Raw genomic sequence first — 15,379 nt, forward strand, 5'->3', positions numbered from 1 at the left:
CAGCCCGAGCCGGCGATGTTCATCGACGACGCCCACATCTTGCGAGCCTCGTCCTCAACGGTCTGGGCGTGCACCTCGAAGCGGCCCGCCATCGCCCGCATCTCGTGCGGGTCGGTCATAAAACGTGTTGCCATGTCGGCTGTTCTCCTTGCTGCGTGGTTACTGGGTGATGTGGTGAAGACGGTGGCCGGATCGTTTACGCGTTACGCAACCGCCGAGCCGAATGAATAGAAATGACCCCCCCTTCCCGTCAGCCGGCGGCCACCGGGTGCTGTCACGGTGAGACGGACGTCAAACCCGAACCGCGGCGTTTGAGTTGACGGAGTGCGTACTGCTTTCCGGGGCCCCGGGTGGGCAAAATCCTGCGACCCCGGGACCATCCCCTGCTGGGCGGCGTTGCTGTAACCCATGGCGGTGACGATCTATAAGCCCCGAAACGCCAGTCCGATCTACAGAGCGGCAGCTGCGTTAGCTGCCTCAGTGGCAGCGTACGAACCGGAGCTGGTGGACAGGGTGTTCACGAACATCTCGTGGATCGCGGCCGCTTGGGCGCTCACCGCTTGGTACATCTGCGCGTGCGCGGCGAACTGAGCCGCGGTCAGTGCCGACACCTCGTCGGCAGCGGCGGGTACCACCCCCGTCGTTGGGGCTGCAGCGGCTGCGTTCTGGGCGCTCAAGGTCGACCCGATAGCCTGCAGGTTCCCGGCCGCCGCGGCCAAAGCCTCCGGCTGAGTGGTCACGAACGACATGTTGTTCCCTCCTAGTTACATCCCCGACGCTGTGAGACTAGATGACTGCGGCCCCCGAGGTCGGCGCGGAAGCCCGGTGTTTGCAATTGTTCACTTAGCGGTACGGCAAATTCACTTTTGGTAACGACACAGTAACAGCGCCTGACCTCGACCGCTGCCCCTCGCGCGAGGGTCACAGCAAACGGTACCAGCCCCGGGTCGGAATAGTTGCTGGTAATCGTCGCCCGGGTTGCTATGGTCGGGTTGCCCGGCATAAAAATCTGATTGCCGATTAACTCGTCGCACAGAACGAATGCGATGACCCTTGCCGGTGGCGGGCCGCGGCGACCTCCTTTCGCCCATCTCAGCCGTTCGATCGCCCCGCTGGCTGCCCAAGGCAGATCCCGGGAGCGATCGTGAAGATTCGAGGCGCATCATTCTCCGCACACGGGTGATGGAGTGGCCATTTTCGGCTTCGATACCTCTGGGATGCGGCGCTCAGCCGGCAAACGGTGGCCGGGCCATCACGGTGGGCCGGAATCCGTACCTGGGACCGGCGACTCCGTGCCCGGCCGCGCCCGCACCGGCCAGCGGCATGCCACCGAGCAGGTTGCCGGGTCCGCCCGCCGTTTCCGGGGCGGCGCTGATGCTGCTGACCGGAATCGCACGCCCCAATGCCGGCGCGACCGGCGCTCCCGACCAAGCCACGGGCACGGACAACTTGCCACCGACCGATGCCGCGCTGCCCAGCGCCGCCACCGGATGTGCGGCGGCGGCGCCACCGCCGAGCATGCCGCCCAGTCCGCCGAGTCCGGGCAGGGCCTTGGCCGCGGCCGGAGCCGCACCACCGATGACACCCAGCGACTTGGCGATCTGCACGAAGTTGTTGCCCATACCGATGCTGAAGTACGGCAAACCCTCGGTGTTATAGAACAAACCCGCAAACGGGCTGTAGCCGTTGACGAGCGTCCCGAGGTTGGTGGGAAACGTGGTTTGCCCGGTCAACAGAAACCAGATTTCCGACAGCGGGTCCGTTGCCGTCGTGGCTTGGGTAGTCGCGTTGGTGGTCGTGGTCGCCGCGGGCTGCGCCAGCGACTGCAGGGTCTTCGAGGTGTTGGTCGCCGTCGAGTTCGCGCTGGCGTTGGTGACCGCATTGGCCTGGTTGACCTGACCCGACGGGTTGGTTACCTCGGGCGCCTTCTGGAACGGCGTCTACTTGGTCGCCGTCGCCGATTGCCCCGCATAGCTGTACATGGCGCCGGCATCCTGGGCCCAGTACTCGCCGTATTGCGCTTCCAGCTGCGCGATCAGCGGGGTGTTCTGCCCGAGGACGTTCGTCGACTGCAGCTGGGTCACCTGGATGCGGTTGGCAGCGATCAGCGGGGGCGGCACCGAGGAGGCCAGCGCGGTCTCGTAGGCCGCCGCGGCCGAACGCGCCTGCGTCGCAGCCTCTTCGGCCTGAGCGGCCGTCGCGGTCAGCCAGGCCACGTACGGTTGGGCCCCTTGCGCCATCGCCGTGGAGGCCGTGCCCAACCATTCCTCGCTATTCAGCGCCGTGATGACGTTGTCATAGCTCAGCGCGGCCGAGTTGAGTTCGGCCGCCAGCGCGCTCCACGCCGATGCCGCAGCCACAAACGAACCCGACCCCGGACCCGAGTAGATCCGCGCCGAATTGAACTCCGGTGGGAACGCCCCATAATCCACCACGAATGTGCCCCTTAACCTGTGATTTTCGAATCGAAGAGTCGAGTAGTAAAAGACGTTAATGCGCTGGTGGCCACGGCCATGCCGGTCAGCGGAGTAACGGCCTTGTGACGCGCCATTGCGCCAGCAGCCAGGGCCAGCCGTTCGGCACTGGCCGGCTGCCCGAAGTTCGGGCTCGATTGCGGATGTGAGCTGCCGGTATAGCCAGAGCCGAGTACTTTTCGGTTGCGCCCGACGCGGTGGTATTGCGGCGTAGCCGGGCGCAGGCGTGTCGAGGCCGGGGATAAAATCCGGCCGCGGCTAAAGGTGCGGGAGTTCATGCTCCGATTCCGCGTCTTATCCGGCCGATGGCGGGCGGGTCAACACGCTGTAGCGGAACCCGTATTTGTTGACGTAGCCGGAGGCGGCGCTGCGCCGGCCCAGCGAGCCGGCGGGCATCCCGCGCAGCAGCCCGTTGGCCCCCGCGCCGGGTGTTCCCGTCGCGCCGACGGCCTGGACCGGAGCCGCCTCCAGGTCGGACACCGTTGCCGGGCTGACCGCCGAGGTCAGCGTCGCCCAATGCTGCGGCACCGAGAGCATCCCCACCCGGGCGGCCTGCCCGGCACCCGCGGAGACCGCACCCACGTGCCCGACTCCGCCACCCAGGTTGCCCAGACCCAGGCTGGCAAACTGCGGGGTCGGGAACCAGGCGCCGCTCGCGCCCGCCGTGCTACCACCAGGGCCAAAGGTCAACTGCTGGGCGATCGACGAACTGAAGCTCGCCATACCATTCGAGAAATAGCCAAGGCCGGTGGTCTGTTTGAGAATGGCGCCGTACATGCTGCTGGTCAGCCCGGCGTAATTGTTGGTCGGGGTGGGCAGCCCGGAGGTCAAGAATCCATTGATCAAGTTGTCCAGCCAGGTGAACGGACCCGGCTCCGTGGCGGTCGTGGTCGATGCTTGCGTCACCGCCTGAGAGGTGGTGGCCGACAACACTTGTGGGGTCGCCAGCTGTGAGGTCGCGTTGGCGGTGCCCTGCGCGATGTTGCCCGCCGGCTCGGCGGCCGCCTGCTCGACCGCGGCGGCCTGATTGGAAACCGCTTCCGGGGTGGCGGTGCGGGGCGGTGACGTGAATGGAGTCAGCTCCCAGGCGGCCGCCGACGAGCCGGCGTAGCCGTACATAGCGGCCGTATCCTGGGCCCACATCTCCAGATACTGCGCCTCGGTGGCCGCGATCGCCGGAGTGTTCTGCCCGAAGAAATTGGTCGCCACCAGGTTCGCCAGCAAAATCCGGTTGGCGGCGATCACCGGCGGTGGCACCGTCATCGCGAACGCCGCCTCAAAGGCCGCCGCGGCCGCCCTGGCCTGTCCGGCGGTCTCCTCGGCCTGCGCGGCCAGGACGCTGAGCCAGCTCACGTACGGCGTGACCGCCGACAACATCGCCGCCGAGGCCGGACCCACCCAGGGCGCATGGGTCAACTCCGAAATCACCGAGGTGTAACCGTTGGCCGCCGAGCCGAGCTCGGCACCGAGTCCGTCCCAGGCCCCCGCCGCGGCCATGATCGGGCCCGACCCCGGACCCGCGTACATGCGACCGGAGTTGATCTCCGGCGGTAATGCCCCGAAGTCCATGGTTACGAAGCACCGGGCTCGAACGACATGTATCCCCTCGCAGGTGATCTCTCAGCGATGACCTTCAGAATTTGCTTGCCGAAAGGCTAAATGGCCGCACCGTCTGATCGCAGCGTCGCGATGCGGCCGCTGGTGCGGCGGTGCCGATTTGCGACAGCGCTGTTCCGGCGGAGCGCGCAATCGGGGTGGGGTCGGGCCGGTCTCGCCGCCACGGTCACTACCTGCAGGAACACCCTGATGAGGCCGTCCGCCACGCGTGCACTATCTCGTCATCGCGGGTCGTGTCGGGGGGACGGCACCTGCGCGAAAACCCCAGCGCGGGGTAAAAATCCGGCCGCAGATAAAGCCCACACGAGGCTCGTGCGAGGCCCCGGATGCGACTCGGCGCGAGCGCCCCTGGACTCGCCTATTCCACGACCGATGACCGGTCGGCGGTGCCGCTCGCATGAACGCGCGAAAACCCGCCCTGCCGCCGGTGTTTCGGAGACAGGGCGCGTCGCAAATCGCGCCGGCGTTGCGGCCGGCCTGGGACTATCCCGCGAAGGGCGGCCGGGCCATGACGGTGGGCCGGAATCCGTACTTGGGACCGGCGACTCCGTGCCCTGCGGCGCCCGCACCGGCCAGCGGCATGCCACCGAGCAGGTTGCCCGGTCCGCCCGCCGCTTCCGGGGCGGCACTGATAGCGCTGACCGGAATCGCACGCCCCAGCGTGGGCGCGGCCGACGGCGCCCCCGACCAAGCGACCGGCACCGACAACTTGCCACCCACCGACGCCGCGCTGCCCAGCGCCGCCACCGGATGCGCGGCAGCGGCACCGCCACCCAACATGCCGCCCAGCCCGCCGAGCCCGGGCAGGGCCTTGGCCGCGGCCGGAGCCGCACCGCCGATCACACCCAGCGACTTGGCGATCTGCACGAAGTTGTTACCCATACCGATGCTGAAGTACGGCAAACCCTCGGTGTTATAAAACAAACCCGCAAACGGGGCGTAGCCGTTGACGGCAGTCCCAAGGTTGCTGGGCAACACGCTCTGGCCGGTCAGCAGGAACCAGAGCTCGGTCAACGGATCAGTGGCCGCCTGAGTGGCCTGGGTCGTCGCGTTGGTCGTCGCGTTCGTTGCGGGCTGAGCCAGCGACTGCAGGGTCTTCGACGTATTGGTCGCCGTCGAGTTCGCCGTGGCGTTGGTGACCGCATTGGCCTGGTTGGCCTCCCCCGACTGGTTGGTTGTCTCGGGCGCCTTCTGGAACGGCGTCTGCTTGGTCGCCGTCGCGGATTGCCCCGCATAGCTGTACATCGCGCCGGCATCCTGGGCCCACATCTCGCCGTACTGGGCCTCCAGCTGCGCGATCAGCGGGGTGTTCTGCCCCAAGACATTTGTGGCCTGCAGCTGTTGCGATTGCACCCGGTTGGCAGCGATCAGCGGTGGCGGCACCGAGGAGGCCAGCGCGGTCTCGTAGGCCGCCGCGGCCGAACGCGCCTGCATGGCAGTCTCTTCGGCCTGCGCGGCCGTCGTGGTCATCCACGCGATGTAAGGAGCCGCCGCCTGCGCCATCGTCGCCGACGCGGTCCCGGTCCACTCCTCGCTGCTCAGCGCGGTGACCACGTTTTCATAGCTCAGCGCGGCCGAGTTGAGTTCGGCCGCCAGCGCGCTCCACGCCGACGCCGCGCCCACCAAGGACCCCGACCCCGGACCCGAGTAGATCCGCGCTGAATTGAACTCCGGCGGAAACGCCCCAAAATCCAACATCATTGACTCCTAACCAGTCGCGGCCGCGTTGGCCGCCTCAGTCACCGCGTACGACCCGGAGCTGGTGCTCAGGGTGTTGACAAACATCTCGTGGATCGCCGCCGCCTGAGCGCCGACGGTCTGATACATCTGCGCGTGCGCAGCGAACTGCGCCGCCGTCAATGCCGACACTTCGTCCGCAGCAGCCGGCACCACCCCCGTCGTCGGGGCCGCTGCCGCGGCGTTCTGAGCGCTCAGCGTTGAGCCGATGGTTTGCAGATTGCCCGCCGCGGCGGCCAGCGCCTCGGGCTGCGTGGTCACAAAAGACATCTAGATCTCTTCCCTTCCGTGGGCCCGGTGACATTCCGGGAATGGCTTGCTGGTCTTCTGGCGTCCATTGGCTCTCCGTTATCCGGCCGACGGCGGGCGTGTCAGCACGCTGTAGCGGAACCCGTACTTGTTGACGTAGCCGGCAGCGGCGCCGCGCCGTCCCATGCCCCCCACCGGCATCCCCCGCAGCAAACCATTGGCCGGTGAACCGGGCGACCCTGCCGCGCCGGCGGCCTGGATCGGAATGGCCTCCATCTCGGAGACCGACGCCGGGCTGACCGCCGAGGTCAGCGTCGCCCAGTGCTGCGGCACCGAGAGCATCCCCACCCGGGCGGCCTGCCCGGCACCCGCGGAGACCGCCCCCACGTGGCCCACGCCGCCGAGGTTGCCCAGACCCAGGTTCGCGAACTGCGGCGTGGGGAACCAGGCACCTCCGGCACCGGCCGTGCTACCGCCGGGACCGAACACCAACTGCTGAGCGATCGATGTACTGAACTGCGCCATTCCGTTCGAGAAGTAACCCAGACCCGACATCCGTTTGAAGATCGTGTCGTAGAAAGTGGGGGTCAACCCCAGCCAGTTGTTGGTGGGGGTCGGCAGCCCGGACTGCAGGAAGTTCTGGAGTGTGCTCGTGAGCAACCCCGGATCCGACGCGTTCGTTGCCGCCGCGGGCGCTTGTACCGCTTGAGTTGCGCTGAGCGACAACGCTTGTGGCGATGCTACCTGTGAAGCGGCGTTGGCTGTGGTCTGTGCGGTGTTGCCCGCCGGCTCGGCGATTGCCTGCTCGACCGCGGCGGCCTGGTTGGAACCCGCTTCCACGGCGGTGGTGTTGGGCGGTATCGCGAACGGAACCAGCACCGAAGCGGTCGCCGACGATACGGCGTAACCGGTCATCGCGCCGGCGTCTTGTGCCCACATCTCCATGTACTGCGCCTCGGTGGCCGCGATCGCCGGAGTGTTCTGCCCGAAGAAGTTCGTCGCGACCAGGGTCGCCAGCAGCATTCGATTGGCCACGATCACCGGCGGCGGCACCGTCATCGCAAACGCCGCCTCGAAGGCCGCCGCGGCGGCCCGGCCCTGCCCGGCCGTTTCCTCGGCCTGCGTGGCCATCGCATTCAGCCAGCTCACGAACGGGGTGATCGCCGAAACCATCGACATCGACGCCGGCCCCACCCATGGCCCGCTGGTGAGCTCGGTAACCACCGAGCTGTAGCCGCTGGCCGCTACACCCAATTCCGCCGCAATCTCATCCCAGGCGGCGGCGGCGGCCATCATCGGCCCCGACCCCGGACCCGCGTACATGCGACCGGAATTGATTTCGGGCGGTAACGCCGCGAAGTCAAACACCGTGTCCTCCTCAGTCGGCCGGAAACGCGATCTCGGCTGTCACATAGGAATCAGTGGTGGTCGTGGTCACGGCTCTGTAGACGACGCCACCGGTCGGCCGCTGCGCCCACGGGAGTCACCAACGGAGCCTCTTCGCCCCGCAACCCCATCAGCCGGGCTCCCCGGCGCATGTTGACCAGTTGGCTGTGTCCGCAAAGGCGGTCTGCCACCGCGCTTCTCGGACGTCTGGTCAGAAACGACATGCACCTTCTGCCTCGGCTAATCTCCCGCTATCAGCAACCGAGCGACAGCTCGCGAGTGCCCGAACTGCCGCCCGGCACTGAGATTAGTTCGTTACGAGGCAAACACCGACACCCAAAGCCACCTGTTCATTAATGGCCAGCCACTGTTCATTCCCGGTCGGCGGGAGTTCATAAAAGACAACGAATTGTTCATTAACCGTTTGCTTTCCGCCCGCTGCGGTAGTGCCGGCTGCGCAGTCAGTCCTCTTCGAGAATCAGCGCCATTTCGGGACAGGACGCGACGCCGTCGCGGGTGGATTGCTCCTCCCCGGGCCGGACCTCATGCTCCTCGAGAATCGAATAGCCCGACTCGTCAATGGGGAAGAGGTCTGGGTCGACGGCGTAGCACTGGGCGTGGCCCACACACTTCGACTGTTCCAGACGAACCCTCACGAGGCTTCCTCCCTAGACGGCCCGGCACGGCCGTAGACGGCTTCGCAATCGGACGGGGCTTGCACTTCACGGTTCGGTACCCAGACTAGTCGGTCGGTAAAGTGTCCAAGATGTTTGCCAATCGCTTACCGGCACCGGAAACCCCGGATTAGCGTGGGCAGGCACACCGTGTTCCCTTGCAGCGCATGCAATATTGATGTGCCGCCATGTGTGGGTATCGACGAAGTCCGACAGACAACCGGAGACCGAAGCGCATGAGCGACGGCCAACAAGGCTCGTTCTACCTACCCCGGCTTGATTTCGCCACGCTACCGATGACCGAAGACCGGGGCCTGGGGTGGAAGGCGCTGCGCGACGCCGGACCGGTCGTGTTCATGAACGGCCACTACTACATCACCCGGCGCGAAGATGTCCTGGCCGCACTGCGCAATACCAAGGTCTTCTCATCGACGGTGCTGCAGCCCCCCGGCCACCCATTGCCGGTGCTGCCATTGGCTTTTGATCCGCCGCAACACACCCGCTACCGCCAAATCCTGCAGCCGTACTTCAGCCCGCACGCGTTGAGCAAGTCGCGTCCGGTGCTGGTGCGTCACGCCAGTGACATGATTGCGGCGCTGGCCGGCCGGGGCGGGTGCGAAGTGATGGCGGATTTCGCCCACCTATACCCGTTCCAGGTATTCGTGGACCTTTACGGTCTGCCGTTGAAAGACCGTGATCGTCTCATCGATTGGAAAGACGCCGTTGTCCGCGACAAGCCGACCATCACGCGGACCGACATCGAGAAGTCCGAGCAGCTGCTGGCGTACCTGGCCGACGCCATCGCGCAGCGCCGGCAGAACCCGGGGTCGGACATGTTGTCGCAGGTGATGACCGGCAAGGGTAACTTCACCGACGTCGAACTGCTGGGCATGAGTCACCTGCTGATCCTGGCCGGCCTGGACACGGTGACCGCGGCCATCGGATTCTCGCTGTACGAATTGGCGCGCAGGTCGCAGCTGCGCAAGGAACTGCGCGACAACCCAAAGCAGATCAGGGTTTTCATCGAGGAGATCGTCCGGCTCGAACCGTCGGCGCCGGTGGCGCCACGGATAACCACCGAATTCGTCGAGGTCGGCGGCATGACGCTGCCGCCGGGCACCTCGGTGCGGCTGTGCATGGCCGCGGTCAACCGCGACGACAGCGACCCGATGTCCACAAATGAGCTAAATATGGACGGAAAAGTCCACCGGCACTGGGGGTTCGGCGGTGGGCCCCACCGCTGCCTGGGTTCTCATCTGGCGCGCATTGAACTGACGGTGGTCGTCGCGGAATGGCTGACTCAAATTCCGGATTTCGAATTGCCGGAGGACTACTCCCCAGTGATCAATTATCCCTCAAAGAGTTTCGCGCTCAAGGAATTGCCGCTGCGCTGGGGCTGAGTCTCGGTCTGACGCGGTCAGCCCAACGCAGCGGCGCGACCTTACGTGCGCAATGCGGTCGCCGCGACCTGAACGAACACACCGGTGTCCTCGGCCATCAGCAGGCCTCGACCGTGAGGCAGCGGACCACCCTTCATCTTTCCGCGGATGAATCCTTCGTCGGGGTCGGCGTCCATCACCAGCAGCGGTGCGTTCGCCTGCGCCAGTGCCCGCAACATCGGGTCGCTGCCGGCCGAAGACCAGCCACCGAACGTGCGCGTGACGAGCACGTGCAGGCCGACGTCGGCAGCCCGGGTCACCCAGGGCGCGGCCTTGTGTAGCGGCGAGTCGAATCCTGCCGGCAACTGCTGGATGTCGTCGACGATCAAGAAGATCTCCGGCCCGCTCCACCAGTTCCGCGACAGCAGCTCCGCGGCGGACAACCCGGGCGGCGGCTCGCGTCCGGCCAGCACCGCGGCCAGTTCGCCCATCATCGCCTGCACACCATCGAGGTTGTAGGCGAACTTCTCCACGTAATCGGAGCCAAGCGTGGTCAGCAGCTGACGACGCGGATCCACCAGCCACACCTGGGCCGAAGGCTGCCCCGGCGGCGGTGTCGGTGCGCTGGTCGCACCAGGCGCGTACAACCGCCCGATCTCGGACATGATCGTGGCCAGTGTCGTGGTACGCCCACATTCGCGCCGGCCGGTCACCATCAGGTGCGCGTTCTCGGCGAAGTTCAGATAGACCGGTGACAGGTCCAATTCCGAGATCGCCCAAGCGATTCCGCCCGCACCGACACCCTGGCGGGTGTCCTGCGCGGCGAGCTCGCGAAGCTGTTCCACCCCGAACGTCGCCGGCAGCCGGCGCACCGGCGGAGCCTGACCGCTCGTGATGCGGCTGACGGCTTCGACGATGCTATTGGACTCGAACCGGTTGTCAGGCGTGCCGGCCAGCGCGGGACGCGCCACCAAGGTGTGCAGACCGGACTGGGGGTCGGCATCGAGGCGGACGTAGTTGACCGCGACCATGCCGCGACCCGGCTTGACCGGAACGTCCTTGGCGAACCGGGAACGCACCAGCTTGGCGTCTTCCACGGCGGCCAGCCGCAGCTCGACCCGGGAGCCGAAACCGCTGCGCACCGGTGGCCGCAGCTCCGATTCGCGATCGGCGGTGACCACCACGTGCACCCCGAACGAGGGGCCCTGGTTAATGATCACGTTCACCTGCTCGATCAGCACCTCGTTTTCCTCGGCCAGTGCCCGGTAATTGTCGACCACCAGGTAGACGTCACCGAACCCATCGTTGGGAACCGGACCGGGCTCGTTGCCGAACTTGCGCCGGCGGAACACGTCCATCGAGGCGATCCCATACTCGAGGAAGCTGCGCTTGCGCTCCCGCACCAGGGCCAGCAGTTCGGCCACCGTGCGGCGAACGCCGTAGGGGTCGGTAGGACCGGCCACCTCCCCGACGTGGGGCAGGCGGGCGACCGTGGTCAGCGCTGTGCTGCTGTAGGCCAGGCAATAGAACTGGATCTGCTCGGGAGTGTGGGTCAGCGCCGCCGAACAGATCAGGGTCTGCAGCGCGGTGGTCTTACCGGAACCACCGGCACCCAGAATCAGCACGTTGGCACCGGGCCCCGATGTGTCGACGGTCCATGGCGGCTGGTCGTGCTTGAAGGGACGGTCGATGATTCCGATCGGGAAGACGAGATCCCGCGCGGTGCCGTAGTCCTGCTGCCAGGGGCGGCCGAGGAACCGGTTCACCAGTTCGTCGATGGCGACGGGCTGGCTCAGCGGCGGCTGCCACAGCCGGTACGGCTGGAAGTCGATCTTGCGCAGCTGGTCGATGATGACCGTGCCGACCTTGGGCGTCCGGATCCCTTCGGCGTCGTCGTCGGCGCTCTCGGCCTCGAGCAATTCGCCGTCGGCGGGGATGGCGGGAACGGTGACATCGGGCCCCCCGACACTGACTTCCAGCGGGGTGAACGAGGTGGTGAACAGTTGCGGACGGACGTAATCGATGCTGTGCACCAGCGCCGGCGCTTCGTCTCCGTCGTCGGTGAGGCCGCGCGGAAAGTAGTCCCGCCAGAGGAATTCGGCCTGGAACCGGGTGATGTCTTCCAGGCTGCGGCGGAAGTAGCCCAGACCGGCTTGGGCGGGCAGGTTCACCGCGTTCGGCACACCGGCCGCCTGCGCCGCACCGGCGGTGCGTGCCTTGAGCACCAACCGGTAACCCATGTTCTCCATGAGCTTTTCGGCGCGGCTCTCGATGGTCTGCGACGCCATCATCAGGTGGATCCAGTACGCGCGGCCCTGACGGCCGATCGAGTCGAGGACGTCGACCGCCGTCGGCATGATGCGGAACCATTCGTAGAACTCGTCGATGACGACCACGAGCATCGGCAGCGGTGCCATGTCCTGGCCACGCGCCCGCATCCGGCTGCGCACCGTGTTGTATTCCTTGGCGTCGTCGACACCGGCGCTGTCGCAGATCGCCTTACGACGGGCGATCTCACCCCACAACGCGTCCAGGAAGCGCTCCATCAACGCCTGGTCTTCTTCCAGGTCGGTGATGATCCGGGACACGTGCGGCACCCCGGCGAACGGCTTGACCGCCGACCCACCCTTGAGGTCGGCCAGCACGAACTGCAGCTCATCCGGGGGGTGGCTGAGCATCAGCGATTCGATCACCGTCCGCACCAGGGTCGATTTACCCGAACCCGTCGTACCGGACATGACGCCGTGCGGACCGTCGCCGCCTTCGTCCAGCGACTTCATGTCCAAGAACAGCAGCTCGCCATTGTCGGAGCGAACACCGAACGGTGCCCGCAACCGCGACCTGCCCATCGAGTCGTTGCGGCTACCCCACAGCGACTCGAAATCGATGCGGCCCGGATCGTCAATTCCGTAGTAGGCCATGATGTCTCGGGCGCCGATGTGCGCCACCCGCTGGCCGATCTCCTCGTATGCCTCGGCGAGCCGCCAGCGCGCCAGCTTCTGCGAGAACTCTTCGGCCTCGGCCGTGCCGATGTGGTCGGTGAGGGCAAAGAACCAGGGCTTCTCGTCGATGACCATCCAGGTGTCGCGGTCGCGGGGCAGCGCCTCGATCACACCCAACTTGTCGAACCGCAGCGTGCGCTCCGGGACGGCGGTCCACATCGCCGAGCCGGTGAGGTCGAAGAACGTCACCCCGTCGACGCCTTCGCCGCTGATCACGTACTCCCATTGCGGGTCAACGACATCGGCGATGATCACGGTGTGCGGCGTCGGGGTCTGAGCAGACGAACTGGCGTGCCGGGGCGTGAAAGATCCACGGCCGGCGAACAATTCGGCCTGCTCGGCGGCGAACTCGCGCACCGAGCTGTAGACCATCCGCGCGTTTCCCGCGGCGTCCTGGCGGCGCGGGTCACCGAAGTGCGGCAGCCACTTCACCCAGTCCCATTCGTCCAGGTTCGAACTGACCACGATCATGCGCATGTGGTCGGGCCCGTGCGAGAACGCCAGCTGGCAGACGATCGCCCGCATCAGTCCCGCCGCCTGCTCACGATCTCCGGCCAGCGAGTACCAGGGCTCGACCAGAACCGAGATCATCTTCGGCAGGTTGTAAACGACGCTTTGATAACGACCGAATTCCTGAAGCGCCTTACCGGTCACCGGCTCGAGCTCGATGTCGGTCGGCATGTTCTGGGGCTCACCCCAGGTCACCTCGGGACGCGTCATGCCGACGCCGACGCGGACCACGCCGAAGTTCAAGTCCTTGCCGTCGGGCTTGCGTTCCCACATCCGCGACGACCCGACCGCGGCAGCCAGCGTGGTGGGCGCCGGGTGGAACCACCGGTAGTTGGCGTCCATGCTGTCGGCCGACTCGTGGGCGGTCTCCCGCAGCATGTCCAGCATCAGCATGAACTGGGCGCGCATCGAGTCCAGCTTGGGCCGGCTCATCTGCTGCTGGCCGCCGAACCGGCCGCCGAACATCATCATCGCGACGCCACCGATCATGAAGATCGGGAAGATCGAGCCGGCGCCGCCGAACACGTGCGAACCGCTGGCGAAGGTCATGGCGACCATGCCGATCAGCAGGCCGACCACCACGACGCCGACCACGATCAGCCACCAGGGCTTGCCTTCGGGCGGCGGGATGCTCAGCGGCGTCGGAAGGACGATGTTTTCCGGCTTGATTACCGGAGGTTTTTCCGGCGTCGGCCGCGCAAATCCACGTTTCACTTCGGTACCGCCAACTCTCCTGGGGACATATCCATCGGTAGCGTGTCGTGCTCCACCAGCGCATCGGATCGCGACAACGTCGGTCCCTGCGGGAGCAGCCGCAGCGCCACCCACGGCGCCAGGCCCGGTTTTGTCTTCAGGCCCAACGCTTCTCGCACCTCGCGGGTGTCGTCGACCCCGAAGCGGGCACCCGCATCCGTGAGCCACCACAGCGATTCGGTGGTCTTGGCGCCGGGGTCGTTTCCGGTGACGGCCACGAAGTTCGCATAGTCGGGTCCGAAGAAGACCTGGTCCGCTTCGCGTCCGGTGGCGTCCGCCTTGACCAGCGACACCACCCTGTTGACGTCCTTCGACTCGACCGGAAGGGTCGCGCCGGAGATGACCTGGACGCGGGCACGGTTTTCACCGGAGGTCTTCTGCCACCACCAGCAGGTCGCCGGGTTCTCGCGGATGTCCATAACATTCAGGGGCGCGTCCGGGTAGGACGACAGATCCAGCTTATTGACCACCGGCATCTTGGCCAGCGCGGACGGTTCGACGGTCACCGGCTTGGTGTTGCCCGGTCCGGCGTTCTGCAGGATCTGGGCCACCAGCGGCGGCAGCGTCTGCACACCGTCGGCCAACACCAATGAATACTGTTGCGGCCCACTGATTTGCGGGGTGACGATCACCGTGCCGATAGGGCCGGGCGCGTTCGGAAACGATGCCCCGGTGCCGGCATTCTGGATCTGCGGCACCGTCAGTTCCGGACCCACCGGCAACGCGTCGTACAGGGCGCGGCTCATCGGCTTCGCCATGCTGACCTGCTCCGGGGTGAGTCCCAGCGGCAGCAGCACCGATCGGTTCGACCCGTCGATGCGTGAGCGGCGTCCGTCCCGGATCACCCAGGCGTCTCCGCCGTAGTTCAGCACCACCGCGTCCGACCCGGTCAGCACCCGCCGGTGGTTGCCCAGATCGGGATTGCCGTCGATCACCGTCACCGTCACACCCGACGGTCCCCCGGCGCCGGTCGAGTTCGCCACGGTGTCGCAGACCAACCAGGACGACGCGGCCGGGCTGGTCGGGTGGAAGCTCGACGGTGCGCCCGGGATGCCCACCATCGGACCGCGCGGCAGGGTGGCGATCTGGTTGGACTTGACCAGGTGCGGGTTGTCAGGGCGACCGGCGATGAGGCGGGCCGACGCCAGGTTCAGGGCCGGGTACAACTTCTCGCCAACGCGGACGTAGAGCGCGCCCGAGTCGCGGTCGGCGATGATCGGCGACTCGTTGATCTGGCCGGCCGGGCTGATGAAGGAGTAAAGCAACGCGCCCAGGCAGATCACTAGCGCGGCGGAGATCGATGCCACCACGGCCAGGTTCTGACGCCGGCCGGGCTCGACCTCCATGCGGACGCGCCACCGGGTCAGTGCCATCGCGGTCCGGCGCGCAAGGAACTGGTAGCCGGTCACCTGGGTCCGGGTCGACAACCCGAGGCCGTACCCCGACCCGCGCTGCCCGCGACTCTCTTCCGCCACTTAATTCACCATCCGGTCTGCCGATGCGTCTGGATATCGTCCTGATGAACTGATCCAGCGCGAATTACCTGACAACGTTAAGGCACCTGCACGGACCTCGCCACGCGGCGCCAAAGCCATTCA

Annotated in this window: 10 protein-coding genes and 2 pseudogenes; 1 reads left to right on the forward strand and 11 read right to left on the reverse strand. The window is 66.5% G+C overall.

All coding sequences use genetic code 11. The features are described from left to right. The 9 genes and pseudogenes from VFW69_RS07475 to fdxE all read right to left on the reverse strand — a co-directional run. Nucleotides 1-134, reverse strand: a pseudogene (locus VFW69_RS07475) (WXG100 family type VII secretion target); the annotation flags it as partial. 315 nt (nt 135-449) lie between these two features. Beyond that, a complete protein-coding gene (locus VFW69_RS07480; protein WP_007771419.1) occupies nt 450-749 on the reverse strand; it encodes a PE family protein in 300 nt (99 codons plus the stop codon). A gap of 477 nt (nt 750-1,226) precedes the next feature. Further along, nucleotides 1,227-2,435 (reverse strand): annotated as a pseudogene (locus VFW69_RS07485) (PPE family protein). Nucleotides 2,436-2,446: 11 nt separating this feature from the next. Beyond that, complete coding sequence (locus tag VFW69_RS07490) at nt 2,447-2,752, reverse strand: hypothetical protein (RefSeq protein ID WP_526499722.1); 306 nt, start codon at nt 2,750-2,752, stop codon at nt 2,447-2,449. A gap of 16 nt (nt 2,753-2,768) precedes the next feature. Further along, the gene (locus VFW69_RS07495) at nt 2,769-4,043 is read right to left on the reverse strand and encodes a PPE family protein (RefSeq protein WP_526499724.1); all 1,275 of its coding nucleotides are present in this window, start codon (nt 4,041-4,043) and stop codon (nt 2,769-2,771) included. Nucleotides 4,044-4,574: 531 nt separating this feature from the next. Further along, nucleotides 4,575-5,792, reverse strand: coding sequence for a PPE family protein (locus VFW69_RS07500; protein WP_526499726.1), 1,218 nt, complete (start codon nt 5,790-5,792; stop codon nt 4,575-4,577). Nucleotides 5,793-5,798: 6 nt separating this feature from the next. Beyond that, nucleotides 5,799-6,098 carry a PE domain-containing protein gene (locus VFW69_RS07505; RefSeq protein WP_526499728.1) on the reverse strand — a complete coding sequence of 100 codons (300 nt, stop codon included), beginning with the start codon at nt 6,096-6,098 and terminating at the stop codon, nt 5,799-5,801. Nucleotides 6,099-6,176: 78 nt separating this feature from the next. Further along, nucleotides 6,177-7,445, reverse strand: coding sequence for a PPE family protein (locus tag VFW69_RS07510; RefSeq protein WP_526499730.1), 1,269 nt, complete (start codon nt 7,443-7,445; stop codon nt 6,177-6,179). 479 nt (nt 7,446-7,924) lie between these two features. Beyond that, nucleotides 7,925-8,119, reverse strand: a complete 195-nt coding sequence (fdxE, locus tag VFW69_RS07515; RefSeq protein ID WP_526499732.1) for a ferredoxin FdxE — start codon at nt 8,117-8,119, stop codon at nt 7,925-7,927. Nucleotides 8,120-8,373: 254 nt separating this feature from the next. On the opposite strand from fdxE, the gene VFW69_RS07520 reads away from it, so the two are divergent. Next, nucleotides 8,374-9,537 carry a cytochrome P450 gene (locus VFW69_RS07520; protein WP_526499734.1) on the forward strand — a complete coding sequence of 388 codons (1,164 nt, stop codon included), beginning with the start codon at nt 8,374-8,376 and terminating at the stop codon, nt 9,535-9,537. Between the two features lie 41 nt (nt 9,538-9,578). Here VFW69_RS07520 and eccCa read toward each other — a convergent pair whose 3' ends face one another. Then, nucleotides 9,579-13,742: a type VII secretion protein EccCa gene (gene eccCa / locus VFW69_RS07525; protein ID WP_526499736.1), complete on the reverse strand. Its 4,164-nt coding sequence runs from the start codon at nt 13,740-13,742 to the stop codon at nt 9,579-9,581. Then, nucleotides 13,739-15,256, reverse strand: a complete 1,518-nt coding sequence (gene eccB, locus VFW69_RS07530) for a type VII secretion protein EccB (protein ID WP_526499738.1) — start codon at nt 15,254-15,256, stop codon at nt 13,739-13,741. The genes eccCa and eccB overlap by 4 nt, the downstream gene beginning before the upstream one ends. Nucleotides 15,257-15,379 lie beyond the last annotated feature (123 nt).

Source organism: Mycobacterium sp. (genome assembly GCF_036273375.1).
Taxonomy (GTDB): Bacteria; Actinomycetota; Actinomycetes; order Mycobacteriales; family Mycobacteriaceae; genus Mycobacterium.